Consider the following 18,523-nt stretch of genomic DNA (forward strand, 5'->3'; position numbering starts at 1 on the left):
TTTCCGGGCCGGATAACTTGCACCCTCATTTTGAAGGACGGATCGGACATGGACAACACCCCCCCGGAAAAGGCCTCTGGGCAGCCGCGCGAAAAGGGTGACATCCGGACGATCGAGGACGTTCGCCTCTTGGTGGACACGTTTTATGGCCGCGCCCGCTTGGATGAGCTGGTAGGCCCCATCTTCAACGATACCATCCAGGACCGTTGGCCGGAGCACTTGGCCAAGCTCTACAACTTCTGGCAGACCATCCTCTTGGGGCAGCACACCTACAACGGAAGCCCTTTTCTGCCACACGCGAAGCTTCCGATCGATAAGCGCCACTTTGACCGTTGGTTGCAGCTTTTCCACGGTACGTTGAGCGATCTTTTTGAAGGTCCCACGACCGAGGAGGCCAAACAACGCTCGGTGATGATGGCGCAGATGTTCCAATTCAGAATGGCCGAGCACGCGCGTGCTGGTACCACACCCGTCCGCTGATGACGGTGGTGAAGCATCCGGTCGCTCTGGTCGCGGTGTTCACGTGGCTTGGGCTCGTTGTGGGGATCGCCTTCATGGCCTCCTGGCTCAAGTACCGCGCTTTCGGGGTTTCCCTTCCCGTGGGTGCGGGCATCGACATGAAGCTGCTACCCGCGTTGCTGCGGGTGGAGTGGGTGCTGGCCTTGGCCATTGTGGCCGATCTGCTCTTGGGCAAGTCCTCTATGCTCATGCTCGCCCTGGTCGCGGTCCCGTTGCTTTTGCTCGCCGTCCAGACCCTTTGGCTTCAACCGGCCATGGACGCCGACGCCTTGCTGGTGTTCCATGGACAGAGCGGTGCAGGCACCGGTCTTCGGACGGTGAATACCGCAGTGGAGGCCGTGAAGGTCACTGCGCTGGCCGCGCTGGGCGTCGCACAATTCTCACGCCTATCAACCCGCGCCGGGGACCCGGCGATCAACGACCAAAACACACGATCATGAAGATCACACCCGAACGGACCGTGGGGTCCATCGTCGCCGAGGATTATCGTGCGGCGGCCGTGCTCACCAAGTACGGCATTGACTTCTGCTGCAAGGGCGGCCGCTCCGTGCAGGAAGTTTGCGAGAACAAGAACATCGACCAGAACAAACTGGCCGAGGATATCACCACACTTCTGGCCCGTGATGCCAAGAGCGGTGACGATGCCCGCACCTGGCCCTTGGACCAGCTCGCGGACCATGTGGAGACGGTACACCACCGGTACGTGGAGGAGCGCGGACCGATCATTCAACAGTACTTGGCCAAGCTCTGCAGGGTGCATGGCGAGCGCCATCCGGAGCTGTTCACGATCAATGATGAGTTCAACGCTTGTGTGGGGGCCATGGCCTCACACATGAAAAAGGAGGAGCTGGTGCTCTTCCCCTTCGTGCGCAACCTGGCCAAGAGCGAGCGTAGCAATGAGCCGTTCAAGACACCGCACTTCGGAACGGTGGAGAACCCGGTTAACATGATGATGGAGGATCACGTCGCCGAGGGCGAGCGCTTCGAACGCATGGGTGCCGTCAGTGACAGCTTCACCCCGCCAGCGGACGGATGTGCCACATATGCCACGGCCTTCAGCATGCTGAAAGAGTTCGAGGAGGACCTGCACCTGCACATTCACTTGGAGAACAACATCATGTTCCCCCGTGCGATAGCGTTGGAGAGGAGCTTGGCGCATGTCGCCAATTAAGCGACTTCCTGAACTACAGGGGATCAGCCGTGAGCACCACGACGGGCTCCTGCTGAGCTGGAAGATCAGGGCGGGCACCGCGAAAGGCGTGGCGCCCGCCCGCATACGCCGTTATTGCAGACGTTTTCTCCGGGAACAGCTCAAACCTCATTTCAACATCGAGGAAAGCGTGCTGTTCCCCGTCCTCGGCATGGATCATCCCGGCGTGCGCAAGGCCATGGCGGAGCACCGGCGCCTACAGCGGTTGATCAATGGCAACAGTGATGCGGTGGTGGCCGTGGCTTTGGTCGAGGAGGAACTGGAGGCGCACATCCGTTTTGAGGAACGGCATCTGTTCAACCTGATCCAGAAGGCGGCTACGCCGGAGCAGCTCGCGGAAATTGAGCGGGCGCATGCGGACCTGCCCCAGCAGGAGGCCAAGGGAGGCAAGCCGGAGGACGTATTCTGGGAGTGACCGCTGCTCAGCGGATCTTCAACAGCCAAGCGTGGCTCTGAGCACCGTCCGAGCTGATCCAGAAATAGCACAAGTAGGCTCCGGGATCTTTCAGCAGGGCCGCCAGTTCCGGATGTTCCTGGCTCGGATAGCACAGATGGAGACGCCCCTTTTCCTTGTCTAACCAAGGTGCCGGGGTTAGATCCGGGGTTTCCGCGATGGTGATCAAGGCGCTTTTTACGATACTGTGCTTGGAGCCGGGGGAGCCTTTGAAGAGCAATAGCTCCGGATGTTTACGCGAGCGGCGTTTGATGCTCAGTACTTCCACATGGCCGAAGGACCGAAGCGCCTTCCCGTCGGTGGCGGGCTGGTCATGGATCATAGGTGCTAAGGCCGAGGCCGGGTCCGACATGGGGCGATGATCTGAACGATGCCCCAAAGTTGGTGGATCAGCACCGGAAATGCACGCACTTGGCCGAAAAAACCGGGATGTCAGTCAGGGCGGGGCTTTCCAGTGCGCCGCAACCAGCCCGGGGCCACGGCTGCCCCTACGAAGAGATAGAGGTAGTAGGTGAACAAGCGCCAGAGCAAGGCCACCACCACGAGCATCGCCCCGGCCGGAAGCAGGTCGCGCATAAAGCCTACGAAGGCGAACTCCGCCGCGCCGCTCGCACCGGGCGTGGGGCTGATGAGCAGGATCACCCACAGCACGATCTGGCGTGCATACATCAGCAAGTGGTCGCTCACATTGAAGAACGCCGCTGCGATGAGGTTGAGCACGAGGAAGCGTGCGCCCCATGAGCACCAAGTGGCCGCGATCGCTTTCAGCCAGAAGCCGACCGACCTGCCCTTGAACTGATCGCTGGCCGCGATGAGATCGTCGCCGGCTTCGGCCATGTGCGGCCGGAAACGGCGGATCCAGCGGTGCTTGAAGAGGTTCACCAAGAACAGCTTGATCGCCCGGGGCCGGAAGAAGACGGAATAGAACACGGTGATCTTCATCACCGCGATAAATGCATAACCGATCCAGAAGAGCGCCTGCACGGGAAGCCCCCACATCGCTTCGTCCAGTTCCGGCGGGAACAGTCTGTCCATGCCTACGAGGAAGAACACCGCCGGTGCGAACACGAGGAAGAACAACTCGTCGAGCATGGCGGTCACCAGCACGATCGCGGCGCTGCGCCCCAGCGGGGTACCGTCCTTGGCCATCACGTAGATCGCCACGCTGGTGCCGCCCACCACCGCAGGGGCCACCGCAGTGGCGAATTCCCAGAGCGCGATCACTTGGAAGGAGCGTTTCCAGCCGAACTCGCCGTCGGTGAGGATGCGCAGCCGCAGGATGTAGCCGTAGTCACGCAGGCCGTTGGCGATCAGCGCGCCGAACAGCAGCAACAGGCCCCAAGGCGCGAGATGGACGCTGCGCAAGCGCTCCATACCGCTCATCAAACGGTAGCCGCCGTGTACCGCAGGAACGAACTCCGCCGACGTGCCGAGGTCCACCTCGCCGTTGTGGTTGGCATCCGTCCAAGCGTAGCTGCCGGTGCCGGCCTCCACTTGCTCAAAGCCCTCCTCATGCAATTCATGCCACAGGAGAAAGGCCACCGCAAAAAGTCCGAACAGGATGGGCAGCACCGAACGCCACGCCCGGAACGAACGCCGCACCTCGCGCTCATCCTTCGGGTCGATGCCCAGCTCTTCTTGCACCACCTTTGCCACGGGGCCAAGATATTCGCTGGCGCCCTGCTTCCGCCACACTTCCACATGCCTTCCCCGCTCGACCGCCGTTCCCTCGCGCTCGCCGCTCTCTTTTTCGTCAATCTGCTTTACGGCATCAACTACGTGGTGGCGAAAGGCCTGATGCCGGGCGTGATCGGGCCTTCCGGCCTCATTCTGCTCCGCGTTGCGGGCGCGAATCTCCTCTTCTGGCCGATGTGGTTGCTCAAGCGGGAACGCGTGGCCTGGAGCGATGCGAAGCGGTTGGTGCTCTGCGGTGTGTCAGGGGTGGCCATCAACCAACTGATGTTCTTCCACGGGCTCATGCGCACCTCGCCCGTGCATGCCAGCATCATCATGGTGGCCACGCCGATCCTCGTGCTGGTGCTCAGTGGCGTGCTCATCGGGGAGCGGATCACAAGGAACAAGGCGCTGGGCGTGGGGTTGGGCGCGGTCGGCGCATTGATGCTGATCTTCCATGGCACCGCGCACAATGACGGTGCCACCATGCTCGGCGACCTCTTCATCCTCATCAACGCCAGCTCCTATGCGATCTTTCTGGTGATGGTGAAGCCGCTGATGTCGAAGTACTCCGCAGTGACCGTGATGGCATGGTGCTTCCTGGTGGGCAGTGTGATCGTGGTGCCTTTCGGCCTGCATGAGTTTTCCGTGGTGGATTGGCCCGGTCTCACCTGGCCACAGATAGGCGGCCTGGCGTTCGTGGTGGTGATGGTGACCTTCGTGGCCTACCTGCTGAACACATGGGCGCTCCGCGTGGTACAGCCCAGCGTGGCGGGCACCTTCATTTATCTGCAGCCCGTACTGGCCTTGTTAACGGCATACGTCGTGATGGACGGCGACCTCGGCCTGGGTTGGCCGCAGTTCACAAGCGCGGCGTGCATTTTCGTAGGGGTGTGGTTGGTGGGAAGAAGGGAGAAAAGGAGCGTTGCGGGATCACCGTGAACCGGGCTTTCGAACCGGGGCATCCGCGTTCATCGTTCCCGCAGGATCGCCCGAGAGGACCCTGCGGGAAGCCTGCTACATTTGCGGCCCATGTTGCGCTCCATGACCGGCTTCGGCCGCGCCGAAGGTTTAGTGAATGAGAAGAAGGTGACCGTTGAACTGCGGTCGCTCAACAGCAAGCAGCTGGACCTGCAGGTGAAGTTGCCCGGAGCTTGGCGCGAAAAGGAAACGGAATTGCGGCAATGGGCCGGGGAGCGCGTGGTGCGCGGCAAGGCCGATCTGTACGTGGGCGCCGAAGGAACGAAGGTCGACAAGCGGACCACCTTCAATGCCGAGGTGATCAAAGCCTATTATGATGAACTGCGCAAGGTGGCCGATACGGTCGCCCCGGAAAGCAGCACGGACCTGCTGGCCGTGGTGCTCCGCATGCCGGACGTGATGTCCACCGCCAAGGAGGAGTTCGACCCCGAAGAGTGGAAGTCCGTTTTTACCTTGGTGGAACAGGCCTGGGCCGCTTACGAGGAATTCAGGGCCGCCGAAGGTGCCAAGCTGCACGCCGAACTGAAGCAGCGCACCAACAACATCACGAACCTGCTGGCCGAAGTGACCGCGATGGACAGCGGCCGGATCGCACGCACCCGGGAGCGCATCCTTGCTCGGCTGGAAGAGCTTCAGGCGAAGGTGGACCAGGACCGCTTCGAGCAGGAGCTGGTGTTCTATCTGGAAAAAATGGACGTGACAGAGGAGAAGCTACGCCTCGCCACCCATTGCGACTACTTCCTCAAGACGATGGAAGAGGAGGAATGCCAAGGCCGCAAACTCGGCTTCATCACGCAGGAAATGGGGCGCGAGATCAACACGCTCGGCTCCAAAAGCAACGATGCGGAAATGCAGAAGCGGGTGGTGCTGATGAAAGACGAGCTGGAGAAGATCAAGGAGCAGATGCTGAACGTGCTGTGAGGAGGATGGCGACGGAACAGGGCAAATGCATCATCGTCTCGGCACCGTCCGGCGCGGGGAAGACCACCATCGTGCGGCATCTGCTGGGGCGCGACCTTGATCTGGATTTCTCCGTTTCAGCCACCAGCAGGCCCAAGCGGGATTACGAGCGTGATGGCCACGACTACTTTTTCCTTTCCGCCGAGGAGTTCCGTAAGCGCATCGCTGCGGACGCTTTTGTGGAATGGGAGGAGGTCTACCCCGGCCGGTTCTATGGCACATTGCGCAGCGAGATCGAGCGCATCTGGAAGGACGGGCGATACCCTATTTTCGATGTGGACGTAGTGGGCGGCCTTCGCCTGAAGGAGATCTTCGGTGAGAACGCGCTGTCGCTTTTCGTCTCGCCGCCTACCATCGCCGCATTGGAACAGCGTTTGCTGTTACGCGGTTCTGAAACTCCGGAATCACTGCGGGTCCGCATGGACAAAGCCTCTCACGAACTCACCTTCACCGTCCACTATGACCAGGTGGTGATCAATGACGATATGCAGCTTGCCTGTGAAGAAGCATACTCGGCCGTATCCGGATTCTTGAGCGCATGAAGATCGGTTGCCTGTTCGGTTCCTTCGACCCACCGCATCTGGGGCATGTGCTGCTGGCCAAGTACATGCGGGAGCACCAGGGCTTGGACCAGGTCTGGCTGGTGGTCACGCCACAGAACCCGTTCAAGCAGGACAGGAAGTTGAGCCCGGAGAAGCACCGCTTGGCCATGACGCACTTGGCCGTGCAAGGTTTGGAAGGCCTCAGCGCCAGCGGGCTGGAGTTGGACATGCCCCGGCCGAACTACACGGCGGACACGTTGACCTTCATGCGCAAACGCTGGCCGCAGCATAGGTTCTCGCTCATCATCGGGAGCGACAACTTGGCTTCCCTGCACGAATGGAAGGATGCCTCGCTGATGTTGGAGAAGACACCCGTGCTGGTCTATCCGCGCCCCGGGCTGGAAGAACACCTCGCCCAGGCGGACCTGCTCTACCACCCGTCCGTGACCGTTGTGCCCGATGCGCCGCAGACCCCCGTCTCCTCCACCGGCATCCGCGTGCGGCTCAGGAACTGGCACCCGGTGGACGGGCTGTTGGACCCGAAGGTCCTGGCGTATATCCGCCAGAACGGGCTTTACGCAGGTTGATCGCTGACGATTTTTGGCGACCGACAAACACGCGTCATAGCTCACGTTTGGCATTCTCCGCGCCTCCCTCTGCGCCCTCGCCTGGGCGTAGCCGCTTCGGCGTAGGACGGTCTGCGACCAAACTTCCGTTCACGCCGAAAGGGCCTCGAATTCGGGCACGCCGGTCTTGTGCATAAGGTGATCCCGCAGCACGCCCAACGCCCGTTCAAAATTGCTCTCGTTCACCACGTGCAGGTCGCAATGGTTGCGATAGGGAAGGAGGTGCTCCCGGTAGGCGGGCATCACGTGGTTCTCCCACTGGTACAGCACGTCGGCCATGGCATAGCCGCGTTCACGGCCGTCCCGTGCGGTACGGCGGCTCAGCTGGATCTCCTCGCTGGCTTCCACGAACACCTTCAGGTCGAACAGCTCCCGCAGGCCGGGATGTTGCAAAAGAAAAAGACCTTCCACCAAGATCACGCGCGCCGGGCGGATCTCCATCCAACGGGGCTCGGTGGCCATGTTGAAGTTGTATTCCTGGCGGTAAACCGCTTCTCCCGAGGCCAAGCAACGCAGGTCTTCGGCCAGCAGATCAAGGTCCAGCGCGCCGGGCAGATCGAAATTCACCTTGCCGTTGGCATCCTTCACCTGCTGCTCGATGGGCAGATAATAGTCGTCCTGGGATACGATGCACACACTTTCGGGGGGGAGCAGATCGCGGAGGGCGCGTACCAGGGTGGTCTTCCCCGATCCACTGCCTCCGGCCACACCAACTAGGTAGGCGCCGCGATGCATCGTCGCCAAATGTAGGGCGGGGAGGCTTTCCATGGAAGCCCGAAGAGGGGAAGCCCCTGAAATTCTCGCCGACATCCAGCAGGGACAAGACTTTCCGGGGTTTGGCATGGCATTGGCTTTGGGGTGAGCAAACCAATTCCCATCCCCGATGAAACCCAATGCCGAACGTGCCCAAAAGCTGATGAACGCCGCCACCCGCATGATGATGGCCGGTGATGTGGAACGCTACCTGCACGCCTTGCGCCTGTTGTTCGCCTTGCGCATGCGGCCCGTGGCCATGGCCTGACCCTGCATCCGGTCAAAGCTTGGTGCGGCGGTGGGGTATTCCGCCACGTGCAAGGCTGAAATGCTCAATGCCGACGGGTACGGAAGGAAAATTTTCACCGGAATGGATCCTTTTGCCACGAGCTGCCGTTGAAAGTGCCATGACGAAGAAGGACAAGATAGCCTTCATCAAGAGCAGCAAGCGCAAGTCGCATGTGTACAACGACCTGCAGCGGTACTCGGACCAACAGCTCGATGAGCTGATCCGGGAGATCGTGCAGGGGCTGGTAAGGGAAAGCGAGCTGATCGCCAACGCTTACATCAACGGCTACCGATGAACATGGCACTGGTGCTTCCCTCTTGACGGGGCTCAAAACGGACAGGTGGCAAGGCCTCGGCGAACAGCCGGGGCTTTCTCACGTTCAGTTGATCGTATGATCCTGCTCACACTGCGATCTCACCGATGCCTCTTCTGCTTCCCTACAGCTGGTGGAGGTGCACGCTTTACCGCCCCATCCTCATATTCCACCGTGGAGACCGCCTTGCCCGTGCCGTCGTACCTGGTCATGGTGCCGTCCAGTCGGCCGTTCCTGTAGTTCATCTCCTGAACGATGCGGCCCCTTCGGTCATACACGGTGCATTTGCCTTCCGGAGCGCCGTTCACAAAGCCTTGCACCCGTTGCTTGACCCCGGCATCGTCATAGTAGGTCCATGGGCCGTTCGGGGTGCCTTTCACGTACATTCCCTCGCTCACAGGCACGCCGCGCACATTGTACACCTGCCAGTTGCCGCTCTTCAACCCGTCCGCGAAGCTGCCCACCTCATTCGGTTTTCCATTGTCGAACCAGCTTTTCCAAGGACCGTTCTTCGTGTTGTCCTTCCAGGTGGCCATATAGATCTGGGTGCCGTCGGGCAACCAGCCTTGCCAGATGCCGTCCATCTCTCCCAGTTTGAATGAGCCTTTGTCCTTTTGCTGCCCGTTCTCGAACCAGCTGTTCCATTCCCCTTCCTCCTTGCCGTTCACGTAATTGCCTTCCTGGAGTTTCTGGCCACTCTCGAACCAGGTGGTCCACTGGCCGTCTTTCTCTCCGTTCTTGAAGGTGCCGCGTTTCCAGTTCTGGCCTCCATCGTAGTAGTAGAGCCACTCGCCTTCCTGCTTGTCCGCCCGGTAGAGCCCGGTGGAGCTTAGCTGCCCATTGGGGTACCAATATTTCCAGAGCCCGTCCTGCAGGTCATTCTTGAAATGGCCGAGCATGTCGCGGTCGCCGGTGGCGGTGAACCAGGTCCAGGTACTGTCCCTTTTCCCTTCCCGGTAGAAGCCCTCGACATTCTCCTTGCCATCCGTGAACCACGCTGTGAAGGGGCCGTCCAGCTTGCCCTTGTTCCATGTTTCACTCCGCTCATGAACGCTTTTGGAATACCAATGGTCCCATTTCCCGTGCTTCACGCCTCCGAGCCACAGACCTTTGGCCTTCAGGTTCCCAGCGGGCCAATATTCACGTTGCTCCCCACTATGTACGCCGAAATGGTAATGGCTCACCTCGGCGGTATCGCCGGTGGGGTAGTAGGTCCGGATCAACCCTTCCCCTTTCTTCAGTGTCTGCGTGCTGTCGCGGTCCCATGCGTCGAGGCTCAGGCAGATGCCCTTGCCCCAACGTTCGGTCAACAGGAGGTGCCCGCCCGGGTAATAGTAATTCCAGAGGCTGTCCTTCACGTCCTTCACATAGCTGCCTTCCTCCATCACCTGTCCGGTGCGGTAGTAGCTGTGCATCACGCTGTCCTGCTTGCCCTGGTGGATCCAACCATCATGCTGCACCTTGCCATTGTCGTAGAAGATCACCACGTGGCCGTCACGTTCGCCACTTTTGAAGTCGCTCTTTTCGGTCAGGCGGCCTTGGGTGTCCCAGAATTTCCATTCTCCCCATTCGCGTCCGTTCACCATCAGGCCCTCGCTCTTCTTCACCGTCTTCAGGCTGTCCCAATGGTCTACATAGGGCAGCACCGTCTGGGCTTGGGCGGGGGTGATGGTAGTGAGCCCCACGGCCAGCAAGATCACTTGGAGCAGGCGGTTGCCGGTAATGGTTGGAAGGGATGGTCGGACGATCATGCGGTCAAAAGTAGAAGCGTGCCGTGATCCATGCTCGGACCTAACGTGGAAGCATCAACGATGGTGTGCGGGAAAGTGATGAGTGCGTCAATGTCCGCTCCGGGTTTGAACCCTGGATGGACACGGATGAACTCGGATGGGGAGCACATCATGGATGCATGCGGACAGTCACATTTGCGGGGACTTCTGTCAGGTAGAGTATTTCGTTGCGTGCCCTGCTGTTGAACCTCTGCTCTTGTGACTCTTTATCCGTGTTCATCCGTGGTTCTTTCAGGAAAAGGTCCGGGGTCGATCCGGCCCTGAACGACACATTTCAGGTTCAACCACGTATACCTTCGCCATCCGGAATGCGCCGTTCCTCCCTTTTCCCTAAAAAGCTCCGTGTGATCACGGGGCTGGGCGTCTTGGTGCTGTTGCTCGTAGGCTGGTCCGCTGCGACCACCCCCGTGAAGGGCCCGCACAGCCCGTTGGAGCTGTCCATTCTCCGCGAACAGATCCAAGGGCTCGATGTGCAATTCGGCACTTATTTCGTCACGGCGGGGCGCTGCTCCGGTTGCCATGGGCACGATTCGCTGGGCATCGCCATGGTGGCCGGGGAGGGCGAGGATGTGAACGTGACCGACGACTGGCGCAGCAGCATGATGGCGAACAGCGCGCGCGACCCCTTCTTCTTAGCCAAGGTCGAGCACGAGGGCCTGGTATACCCCGGGCACAAGGAGGCGATCGAGCACAACTGCATGAAGTGCCATGCTCCGTTAGCGGTCTTTGAGCAGAAGATGCTGGGCAACCCGCCCTTCACCCTGGCACAGTACGATACGAGCGTGATGGCACAGGACGGGGTCTCCTGCTTGGCCTGCCACATGCAGAACCCGGATTCGGCGGGGCGCTTCTTTTCCGGGGATCTGCATTTCGACAGCGCACGTGTCTGGGGGCCGTACACCCAGGACCAGATCAACCCGGACATCATGCAGTACTTCGTGGGCTTTACGCCGGACCAAGGTTCGCACATCCTCGACGGCCGTGTCTGTGCCGGATGTCACACGGCGATCAACAGGACCTTGGACCTCGAAGGCAACTTTACGGGAGGGTATTTCTACGAGCAGACCATGTGGCAGGAATACGAGAATTCGATCTACTTCGGAACAGAGCAGAACTGCCGCAGCTGCCACATGCCACGGATCCAGGACTCCATCGTGCTGGCATCGGAGTACATCTTCCTGAGCGGCCAATCGCCCTTCGGCAAACACCACCTCGCGGGCGGCGGCAATTTCATGTTGAAGCTGATGAAGAGCCACATCAGCACACTGGGCATCCCGGCCACGACCGCCCAGTTCGACAGTACCATCGCACGCACCCAGTACCAGCTGGAACATGCCTTGGAACTGCATACGGAGGTCGCGGAACGCACGGACGACACCGTCTTCGTGGACGTACACCTCACCAACATCATCGGCCACAAGATCCCCAGCGGTTTCCCGAACCGGCGTGCGTTCGTGCAAGTGATCGCGCTCACCGCCACCGGCGACACCCTCTTCCAAAGCGGCCGATGGGACGGGACCTACGAGGTGTACGGGCACGACGCGGACTATGAGCCGCACCACGATGTGATCACCCAGGGCGACCAAGTGCAGATCTATGAGTTCGTGATGGGGGACGTGAACGGTGATGTGACCCGTGTCCTCAATCGCGCGGCGATACGGGTGAAGGACAACCGCCTTGTGCCGATCGGCTACAGCACTTCACATTTCAGCTATGACACCACGGCGATCGCGGGCCGGGCATTGACCGACCCGGACTTCAACCACGATGCCGGCGGTGTGGAGGGCAATGGCGGCGATATCGTCCATTACCACATCGCGACCAACGGATACGCGGGGGCGGTGCATGTGACGACGAAAGTGTTCTACCAGCAGGTGCCGCCCTTGTGGAATTCGGAGATGTTCAACCTCCACGGACCGCGGATCGACACGTTCCGCACGATGTATGACAATGCCGATGGCACCCCGGACCTGATGGCGACGGATTCGCTGACGGATATCGGAACGGGTATCCACGCTGCACGGTACATCGCCGCACAGGTTTTCCCGAATCCCACGCGCGACGGCTTCGTGCTGATCACCATGCCGGAGACCACCAAGGTCATCGCCTACGATGCCGGGGGCAAGCGTGTGCCGCTGAGAACATCGCGACACGGCGATGGCTGGCGTTGCGAACTTCCTGAGCAGGTCGGCGTGTATCACTTGGTGATCACGACACCGCAGGGTGATCGCATGGTACGTGTGGTGCGGACCGCGCCATGATGCCGACCACGATCGCTTCCATCAGCACTCCGCTCAAACTCATGCGGGTCATTGGGTGTTCCACTGAAAGGCAGAGCCTCTTGTTCCCCTATCTTTACAGCACAAGGCCATACCCATGAAAGAGATCATTTTTCTGGTTGAGGAATCCCCCGAAGGCGGTTTGGAGGCCAAGGCATTGGACCATTCAATTTTCACCGATGGTGCGGACCTTAAGGAGTTGGAGGCAAATGTCCGCGATGCCTTGATCTGCCATTTTGAGGACAGCGAGCGCCCGAAGGTGGTGCGCTTACACATGGTGAAGGAAGTGGTGTTCGCTGCATGAGGATTCCACGCGACCTCGACGGTAGGGAGTTGATCGCCGCCCTTGGGAAACTGGGTTATGAGGTCACTCGACAGAGCGGCAGCCATATTCGTTTGACGACCTCCCGCAACGGTGTCCATCACATCACTATCCCGGAACACCGCCCACTGAAGGTGGGGACATTGTCCGCAATATTGCGTGATGTCGCCGTCCATCATAGCCTGAGCAGGGATGCTCTGATGGCCTCGCTCTTCAGTAAGACCTGAATGTGAACCGGCAATTGCGGGAGCGATGACCTCGATCCGTAAGGCTGACCCCGGTTCTTCTTCCATGACATCGCCCACCACGCTCGCTTCCATCCACATCTACCCGGTCAAATCCTTAGGTGGATTTTCTGTTCCGGACATACGCTTGACGGACAGAGGTTTGGAGCACGATCGCCGCTGGATGCTGATCGATCCCGATGGCCGGTTCCTGTCGCAACGGGAATGCCAGGCCATGGCATGCCTGCATTGCGCAGCGCACGGTAACGGGTTCCGTGTCACCGATGTGCGGAATGGGAATACGGTCGATGTACCGTGGTCTCTTCAGGAGGCGGAACGCGTCAAGGCCAAAGTCTGGGACGATGATGTAGACCTGATGCTCGGCCCTGCTTTCATGCATCAATGGTTCAGCGAAACCCTGCAACGCCCGGTGCGACTGGCCTACATGCCAGACAGTACGGTGCGCACCACGGACCCGACCTACGCCGATGTCCCCGTGGCGCTCAACGACGGTTATCCGTCCCTGATCATTTCGCAAGCCTCGTTGGACGACCTCAATGCGCGGCTGGGAACACCGGTGCGGATGGACCGCTTTCGCCCCAACTTCGTAATTACAGGCGGCGCGCCGTTCCAAGAGGATGATTGGAAAACCATCATCATCGGCGAGACGCACTTCAACATCGTGAAACCCTGCGCGCGTTGCGTCATCATCACCACGGACCAGCGAACGGGCGAGCGCTCGAAAGAGCCCTTGCGAACGTTGGCCACCTTTCGCTCCGTGGGGAACAAGGTGCGTTTTGGGATGAATGCGACATTTGCTGAAATGGGGACGATCCATGTCGGTGTCCCCGTGCAGGTGAACGCATGATCCACGCGATACTCAACGATAAGGCCACGCGCCTCTATATCATCCTCGGCTCCTTCTTTGTGGCCAGCGCCATCGTCGCGGAGATGATCGGTGTGAAACTCTTCCAGTTGGAGACCGCGCTTGGCATCGACAAGGCGGATTTCACCTTGTTGGGCCAGCATCATTTGTCCTTCGTGCTCAGCGTGGGCGTGCTGCCGTGGCCCATCATCTTCATCATGACCGATGTGATCAACGATTACTTCGGTGTGCGCGGCGTACGCTTCCTCACCTTGATCACTGCGGGATTGATCGCCTTCACGTATGTCCTGATGTGGTTCGCCATCCACATGCCCCCGGACCTCGGCTGGTGGATGACGAGTAGCGCAGGTCAAGGCGTACCGGACATGCAGGCGGCGTTCAAGAGCATCTTCGGGCAGGGCAACAACATCATCATCGGTTCACTTACGGCTTTCATCATCGGGCAGCTTGTGGACGCGAGCATCTTCCGCAGGCTCAAGCGCATCACTGGTGACAGGCGCATTTGGCTGCGCGCCACCGGCAGCACGCTCATCAGCCAGCTCATCGACAGCGTTGTGGTGACCTACGTGGCGTTCTGGCTCTTCAAGGGCATGCCTTTCGCGCAATGCACCGCGTTGGTGATCACGGCATACAGCTATAAATTCGTCGTTGCCCTTTTGTCCACTCCGGTGATCTACCTCGTTCATGCGAGCGTGGAGCGCTATGTGGGGAAGGAACGCGCGCACGCCATGCGGGAGGCCGCGATGGTGCTGAGGGCCGACCAGTGAACCGCTATTCGGCGGGTGACCAGTACTCCACCTTCGTTGCCACGGCGGGTACCGTGCGTAGGTGGTCGTAGATCGCGCCTAGGTCCTGCTCGGTCATGCCGGCGTACATCATCCAAGGCATCACTGTTTGGAAGTCTCCTGCTTTCCAGTCGATCGGGGCAGGCACGTAGCTGCTGTCCGCGAACTGCTTGAACTTGCGGATGAAGGTCGCCTTGTCCCATTCGCCGATGCCGTTCACCGGATCCGGTGTGATATTGGAGGAGCGTAAGGTGGCGCCGTTCGGGAAGCGGAACTCGAATCCGCCGGCGAAGGGCTCGCCCACCATCTTGCCCTTTTCCTGCTTGGTGTGGCATTCGCGGCAGCCTGCGGCATTGGTGATGTACGCGCCGTACCCCGGGTCCGTGAGCTTTGGCAGCGGCACGGGGTGCGCCGGTTCCGGGATGGTGTGCAGAATGATGTTCATCGGGAAGTCCGCCTTGGAATCCCCGGGGTGGCTCTCGATGGACGGCAACGAACGCACATAGGCAATGATGCTGTACACGTCCTCCGTCGCCAGTTTGCTGTAGTAGAGATAGGGCATCACCGGGAAGAAGGCGCGGCCATCCTTATCCACCCCACTGGTGATCGCACGGTATATCTCCCCGTCGCTCCAGCCCTTCAGGTTGAACGGGGTGATGTTCTTTGCCACGAAACTACCGGGGAAACCCATGGTCTGGTCGAACATCTCGCCTCCCTTCCCCAGCGTGCCGGGCTCCGGTGGTGCGGCGAATTTGTTCCAGTCGCGGGTGCTGTGGCAGTCCATGCAGACCGCTACATGGTTGGCTAAGTATTCCCCCCGGGCCAAGCGCTCCGGTGTTAGCTCCACATGCAGGTCTTTAGGCACCGGAATGTCCGGAAGGGCCTGTGTGATGTAGGTGAGGCCACCGATGATGATGAGCACCAGCACGGCCAACAGAATGCCGATGACCTTCAGGAACTTTTTCATGTTATTGTGGTTTGCGAAGCGAAAACTAATTTCAGCGAGAGCGGAAATGCAACTGTCGAGGTGGTTGTGTCGCAATTTTGCAGTGTCATGGCGAAGAAGCGCATCACCAAGAAAGAGCTCCTACAGATCGAGCAAGCCGCCGTGCGTGAAGAGCGCAAGGAGCAAGGGGCGCTGGACGGGCGCTTCCGGGAGAAGGTGGAGAAAAGCAAGAAGTCCTATACGCGCACGACCAAGCACAAGAAGAAGGGGCCGTGAGCACTTATACCGCCTTGCGGGGTGCCTTGATCACAAAGGAATGATCTATTTGAGCGTAGTGCCGACCGCGCCGTACCACGGATGGATCTCATACTTCAACCGGCCGGCCTTCACGAACGGGTCCATCCGGAGGTAGCCTTCGACCTCCTCACGGGAATCGCAATCGTAAAGCAGCAACCCTCGCCAGTCGCCATCATCACCGAATGGCCCTGCCATTTGTATCAAGCCCCGTTCCGCCTGCTCTTCCTGATGTTCCAAATGCTGTTTCAGCGTGAGCGCGGAAGTGGCACTGTCCAATGGCGGCGCATCGCCGCTAGTGTACAGCACGAACCAGTACTGTTTCATGTGGTAGGTGCTGTCGGCGATCGTCACATCGAAGGTGCGTTGTGCATAGGAAGCGCAGCTAAGGAGCAACGATAGGAGGATGCTTGCCGTTAAGCGCATGTCAGGGTCGTTCGGTCAAATGTCCCAATGTGGTGAAGTGTGGTAAAAGTAATCGCGACACATCAAGGTGCCTCTTTGGCGTGGGGGGATGTGGAGGTCTATTGGCCGGGTCGGACCTGCCCCTGTCCAATGGACTTGCCGATCCACCTTCCGTGATCAACCAACATTTCGGACTGAACGCAGTGGTGAACGCATCTGCCCACTTCTTCCAACTTCGCGGTTGGCGCATATTGGGATAAGTAAATGGCCGCACAAAACGCGACCTTTGCACCATGAACGCCAAGCCCATCGACCTTCGTGAACTTTCCAAGGAGGAGGTCATAGCCCTCGTTGCCGAGCTGGGCGAGAAGCCTTACCGCGCCGCGCAGGTGTGGGAGTGGTTGTGGAAGACGCATGCGCCCTCGATCGAGGCGATGAGCAATCTTTCCAAAGACTTCCGGGCGAAGTTGGCCGAGCGAGCCGTATTGCGCCCACTGGTGATCGCCGAGCAGCAGAAGAGCGACGACGGCACCATCAAATGTGCTTTCCGCACATGGGACGGCCACATCGTGGAAGGTGTGCTGATCCCCACGGAAAAGCGCATCACAGCCTGCGTCAGCTCGCAGATCGGGTGCAGCCTGGATTGTGACTTCTGCGCCACGGGCAGGCTGAAGCGTGTGCGCAACCTGAGCGCAGGCGAGATCGTGGACCAAGTGGTGCAGATCGCACGCTTGGCCGAGGAGCATCTCAAGCGCCCGCTCACCAACATCGTGTACATGGGCATGGGCGAGCCGCTGCTGAACTATACCAACACCATGCGCAGCGCCGAGCGCATCAACGCGGAGGACGGCCTGGGCATGAGCTACCGCCGGATCACGGTGAGCACTGCGGGCCTCGCCAAGCAGATCCGCGAACTCGGTGATGACGGGGCCAAGTTCAATCTCGCCCTTTCGTTGCACGCCGCCACTGATGAGAAGCGCAGTAGCCTGATGCCGATCAACGACACCAACAACCTGGAGGAGCTGCTTTCCGCGCTGCGCCACTACACGCGCCTCACACGCAAGGACATCACGTTCGAGTACATCCTCTTCCGGGACTTCAACGACTCGCTTGAGGACGCGCGTGATCTGGTGCGCCTCTGCAGCAAAGTGGACGCCAAGGTGAACCTGATCGAGTACAACGCCACCGATGACGGGCGTTTCCAGCGCACACCGATCGAGCAGGCCTTGAAGTTCCAGAACTATTTGGAGAGCAAGGGCATCACGACGCGCATCCGCCGCAGTCGCGGTCGTGACATCGACGCGGCCTGCGGACAGTTGGCCAACAAGAACGAGCCGGCGGTGAAGGGCGGGGAACGGGTGATGAAGTCGGCGGTTACAAAGGATTAGCTGATGGGTGCTCCGGTTGGAACCATCAGATGATCGTCACTTAAGCTGTTCAACTGTTCAAAAGCCGTAGCCGATCTTCACGCCGAGGAACACCGCCAATACGTTATCGTGGGTCTCCTCCACGGAGTAACTCCAGCGGCGGTCGGCTAGGTCCAGCCGCTCATCCACCAAGGTGAGCGAGCGGTTCCGGAAACCTAGGCCGCAGTATGCGTCGAAAAGCCAATTGTTGGTGCTGGCCAAGCGCTGGTAGCCAAAGTAGAGGCGGACATCGTTGTACAGCCGTTGGTCGCGCAGGGTCTCATCCGTGAAATGCCCGGAGCTGTCCTTCTTGGAGATGTCTTTGCTATGATCCAAGTAAGCGAACTCGCCTTGGACGTAAATGCCCTGTGGTTCAATGTCATCCGTGAGGTACCAGCGGAGGCCCACATGGAACGACGGCTTGGCGATGATCTTCGTTCCAGCGCTGAAATCATCCGCCTTGTCACCGGTGAAGCCGCCGCCTAAATAATTCCGGAAGGTGACGCCAACGGCGATCTCGGCGCTGAGCCGGTGGGAGAGGGCACGCTCGTAATACAGGGGGATCTCACCGCGCAAGAACAACAACGGGTTGATCTTGAGGACGTTCTTCACGCAGTTTACCGTATCCCATTGGGCGGCCAGCCGGTCCTTGTACAGCAACACTTTCGTGGTCTTTCCGCCGGTCTGGGCCATCACACCGCCCCCGGAACAGGCCAAGGCGAATGCCAAAAACAAGGGTAGAACACGGCGCGTCATGTGCCGAATGTACGGGGCGGAGCGTTCTCCCGGACCGGTCCTGACCTTCCGGGGCGGAATTCCCGGCGGCTCTTCGCCCGTGCCTGCCCATCTTTGCGGGATGAACGCC

The 18,523-nt window shown here is 59.8% G+C and carries 24 protein-coding genes; 17 read left to right on the forward strand and 7 right to left on the reverse strand.

Annotated elements, in window-relative coordinates; all coding sequences use genetic code 11:
• Positions 1 to 48 precede the first annotated feature (48 nt).
• Genes IPP95_12065 through IPP95_12080 form a run of 4 tightly spaced genes read left to right on the forward strand, consistent with a single transcriptional unit; the run spans position 49 to position 2,144 of the window.
• The gene (locus IPP95_12065) at positions 49 to 480 is read left to right on the forward strand and encodes a group III truncated hemoglobin (protein ID QQS71911.1); all 432 of its coding nucleotides are present in this window, start codon (positions 49 to 51) and stop codon (positions 478 to 480) included.
• The gene (locus IPP95_12070; protein QQS71912.1) at positions 480 to 959 is read left to right on the forward strand and encodes a hypothetical protein; all 480 of its coding nucleotides are present in this window, start codon (positions 480 to 482) and stop codon (positions 957 to 959) included. The genes IPP95_12065 and IPP95_12070 overlap by 1 nt, the downstream gene beginning before the upstream one ends.
• Positions 956 to 1,690, forward strand: a complete 735-nt coding sequence (ric, locus tag IPP95_12075; GenBank protein ID QQS71913.1) for an iron-sulfur cluster repair di-iron protein — start codon at positions 956 to 958, stop codon at positions 1,688 to 1,690. Before IPP95_12070 ends, ric begins: the two co-directional genes overlap by 4 nt.
• The gene (locus tag IPP95_12080; protein QQS71914.1) at positions 1,677 to 2,144 is read left to right on the forward strand and encodes a hemerythrin domain-containing protein; all 468 of its coding nucleotides are present in this window, start codon (positions 1,677 to 1,679) and stop codon (positions 2,142 to 2,144) included. Before ric ends, IPP95_12080 begins: the two co-directional genes overlap by 14 nt.
• Positions 2,145 to 2,151: 7 nt before the next feature.
• Here IPP95_12080 and IPP95_12085 read toward each other — a convergent pair whose 3' ends face one another.
• Both IPP95_12085 and IPP95_12090 read right to left on the reverse strand, forming a co-directional pair.
• Positions 2,152 to 2,535, reverse strand: coding sequence for a hypothetical protein (locus IPP95_12085; GenBank protein QQS71915.1), 384 nt, complete (start codon positions 2,533 to 2,535; stop codon positions 2,152 to 2,154).
• An 80-nt stretch (positions 2,536 to 2,615) separates the two neighbouring features.
• Positions 2,616 to 3,839 (reverse strand): flippase-like domain-containing protein, encoded by a 1,224-nt coding sequence (locus IPP95_12090; GenBank protein ID QQS71916.1) that lies wholly within the window; start codon positions 3,837 to 3,839, stop codon positions 2,616 to 2,618.
• A 45-nt stretch (positions 3,840 to 3,884) separates the two neighbouring features.
• Between IPP95_12090 and IPP95_12095 the strand changes: the two genes are divergently transcribed.
• The 4 genes from IPP95_12095 (at position 3,885) to nadD (ending at position 6,927) form a co-directional block, all read left to right on the forward strand.
• A complete protein-coding gene (locus IPP95_12095) occupies positions 3,885 to 4,799 on the forward strand; it encodes a DMT family transporter (GenBank protein ID QQS71917.1) in 915 nt (304 codons plus the stop codon).
• 102 nt (positions 4,800 to 4,901) lie between these two features.
• On the forward strand, positions 4,902 to 5,759 hold the full coding sequence (locus IPP95_12100; protein QQS74261.1) for a YicC family protein: 858 nt from the start codon (positions 4,902 to 4,904) through the stop codon (positions 5,757 to 5,759).
• A 5-nt stretch (positions 5,760 to 5,764) separates the two neighbouring features.
• Positions 5,765 to 6,340, forward strand: coding sequence for a guanylate kinase (gene gmk, locus IPP95_12105; GenBank protein QQS71918.1), 576 nt, complete (start codon positions 5,765 to 5,767; stop codon positions 6,338 to 6,340).
• A complete protein-coding gene (gene nadD, locus IPP95_12110; GenBank protein QQS71919.1) occupies positions 6,337 to 6,927 on the forward strand; it encodes a nicotinate (nicotinamide) nucleotide adenylyltransferase in 591 nt (196 codons plus the stop codon). The genes gmk and nadD overlap by 4 nt, the downstream gene beginning before the upstream one ends.
• 129 nt (positions 6,928 to 7,056) lie before the next feature.
• On the opposite strand, the gene IPP95_12115 is transcribed toward nadD, so the two are convergent.
• Positions 7,057 to 7,701, reverse strand: a complete 645-nt coding sequence (locus IPP95_12115; GenBank protein ID QQS71920.1) for an AAA family ATPase — start codon at positions 7,699 to 7,701, stop codon at positions 7,057 to 7,059.
• A gap of 148 nt (positions 7,702 to 7,849) precedes the next feature.
• Here IPP95_12115 and IPP95_12120 point away from each other — a divergent pair, with 148 nt between their 5' ends.
• Together IPP95_12120 and IPP95_12125 are read left to right on the forward strand one after the other, a co-directional pair.
• Positions 7,850 to 7,987, forward strand: a complete 138-nt coding sequence (locus IPP95_12120) for a hypothetical protein (protein QQS71921.1) — start codon at positions 7,850 to 7,852, stop codon at positions 7,985 to 7,987.
• Between the two features lie 139 nt (positions 7,988 to 8,126).
• Complete coding sequence (locus IPP95_12125) at positions 8,127 to 8,303, forward strand: hypothetical protein (protein QQS71922.1); 177 nt, start codon at positions 8,127 to 8,129, stop codon at positions 8,301 to 8,303.
• Positions 8,304 to 8,422: 119 nt separating this feature from the next.
• Here the strand turns inward: IPP95_12125 and IPP95_12130 are convergent, their stop codons facing one another.
• Complete coding sequence (locus IPP95_12130; protein QQS71923.1) at positions 8,423 to 10,072, reverse strand: hypothetical protein; 1,650 nt, start codon at positions 10,070 to 10,072, stop codon at positions 8,423 to 8,425.
• A gap of 347 nt (positions 10,073 to 10,419) precedes the next feature.
• Between IPP95_12130 and IPP95_12135 the strand changes: the two genes are divergently transcribed.
• The 5 genes from IPP95_12135 to IPP95_12155 all read left to right on the forward strand — a co-directional run bounded on the left by IPP95_12135 (position 10,420) and on the right by IPP95_12155 (position 14,589).
• A complete protein-coding gene (locus IPP95_12135; protein QQS71924.1) occupies positions 10,420 to 12,372 on the forward strand; it encodes a hypothetical protein in 1,953 nt (650 codons plus the stop codon).
• Positions 12,373 to 12,487: 115 nt separating this feature from the next.
• Positions 12,488 to 12,694 (forward strand): 2-oxoisovalerate dehydrogenase, encoded by a 207-nt coding sequence (locus tag IPP95_12140; GenBank protein QQS71925.1) that lies wholly within the window; start codon positions 12,488 to 12,490, stop codon positions 12,692 to 12,694.
• On the forward strand, positions 12,691 to 12,939 hold the full coding sequence (locus IPP95_12145) for a type II toxin-antitoxin system HicA family toxin (protein ID QQS71926.1): 249 nt from the start codon (positions 12,691 to 12,693) through the stop codon (positions 12,937 to 12,939). The genes IPP95_12140 and IPP95_12145 overlap by 4 nt, the downstream gene beginning before the upstream one ends.
• 64 nt (positions 12,940 to 13,003) lie before the next feature.
• On the forward strand, positions 13,004 to 13,804 hold the full coding sequence (locus tag IPP95_12150) for an MOSC domain-containing protein (protein QQS71927.1): 801 nt from the start codon (positions 13,004 to 13,006) through the stop codon (positions 13,802 to 13,804).
• A complete protein-coding gene (locus IPP95_12155) occupies positions 13,801 to 14,589 on the forward strand; it encodes a queuosine precursor transporter (protein ID QQS71928.1) in 789 nt (262 codons plus the stop codon). The genes IPP95_12150 and IPP95_12155 overlap by 4 nt, the downstream gene beginning before the upstream one ends.
• A 4-nt stretch (positions 14,590 to 14,593) precedes the next feature.
• On the opposite strand, the gene IPP95_12160 is transcribed toward IPP95_12155, so the two are convergent.
• On the reverse strand, positions 14,594 to 15,574 hold the full coding sequence (locus IPP95_12160) for a c-type cytochrome (GenBank protein QQS71929.1): 981 nt from the start codon (positions 15,572 to 15,574) through the stop codon (positions 14,594 to 14,596).
• 87 nt (positions 15,575 to 15,661) lie between these two features.
• On the opposite strand from IPP95_12160, the gene IPP95_12165 reads away from it, so the two are divergent.
• The gene (locus IPP95_12165; protein ID QQS71930.1) at positions 15,662 to 15,829 is read left to right on the forward strand and encodes a hypothetical protein; all 168 of its coding nucleotides are present in this window, start codon (positions 15,662 to 15,664) and stop codon (positions 15,827 to 15,829) included.
• Positions 15,830 to 15,874: 45 nt separating this feature from the next.
• Here the strand turns inward: IPP95_12165 and IPP95_12170 are convergent, their stop codons facing one another.
• Positions 15,875 to 16,273, reverse strand: coding sequence for a hypothetical protein (locus IPP95_12170; GenBank protein ID QQS71931.1), 399 nt, complete (start codon positions 16,271 to 16,273; stop codon positions 15,875 to 15,877).
• Between the two features lie 272 nt (positions 16,274 to 16,545).
• On the opposite strand from IPP95_12170, the gene rlmN reads away from it, so the two are divergent.
• Positions 16,546 to 17,640, forward strand: coding sequence for a 23S rRNA (adenine(2503)-C(2))-methyltransferase RlmN (rlmN, locus tag IPP95_12175; protein QQS71932.1), 1,095 nt, complete (start codon positions 16,546 to 16,548; stop codon positions 17,638 to 17,640).
• Between the two features lie 57 nt (positions 17,641 to 17,697).
• Here the strand turns inward: rlmN and IPP95_12180 are convergent, their stop codons facing one another.
• The gene (locus IPP95_12180; protein QQS71933.1) at positions 17,698 to 18,414 is read right to left on the reverse strand and encodes a hypothetical protein; all 717 of its coding nucleotides are present in this window, start codon (positions 18,412 to 18,414) and stop codon (positions 17,698 to 17,700) included.
• Positions 18,415 to 18,523: the final 109 nt, after the last annotated feature.

The organism is Flavobacteriales bacterium (assembly GCA_016700415.1).
Classification (GTDB): Bacteria; Bacteroidota; Bacteroidia; order Flavobacteriales_F; family PHOS-HE28; genus PHOS-HE28.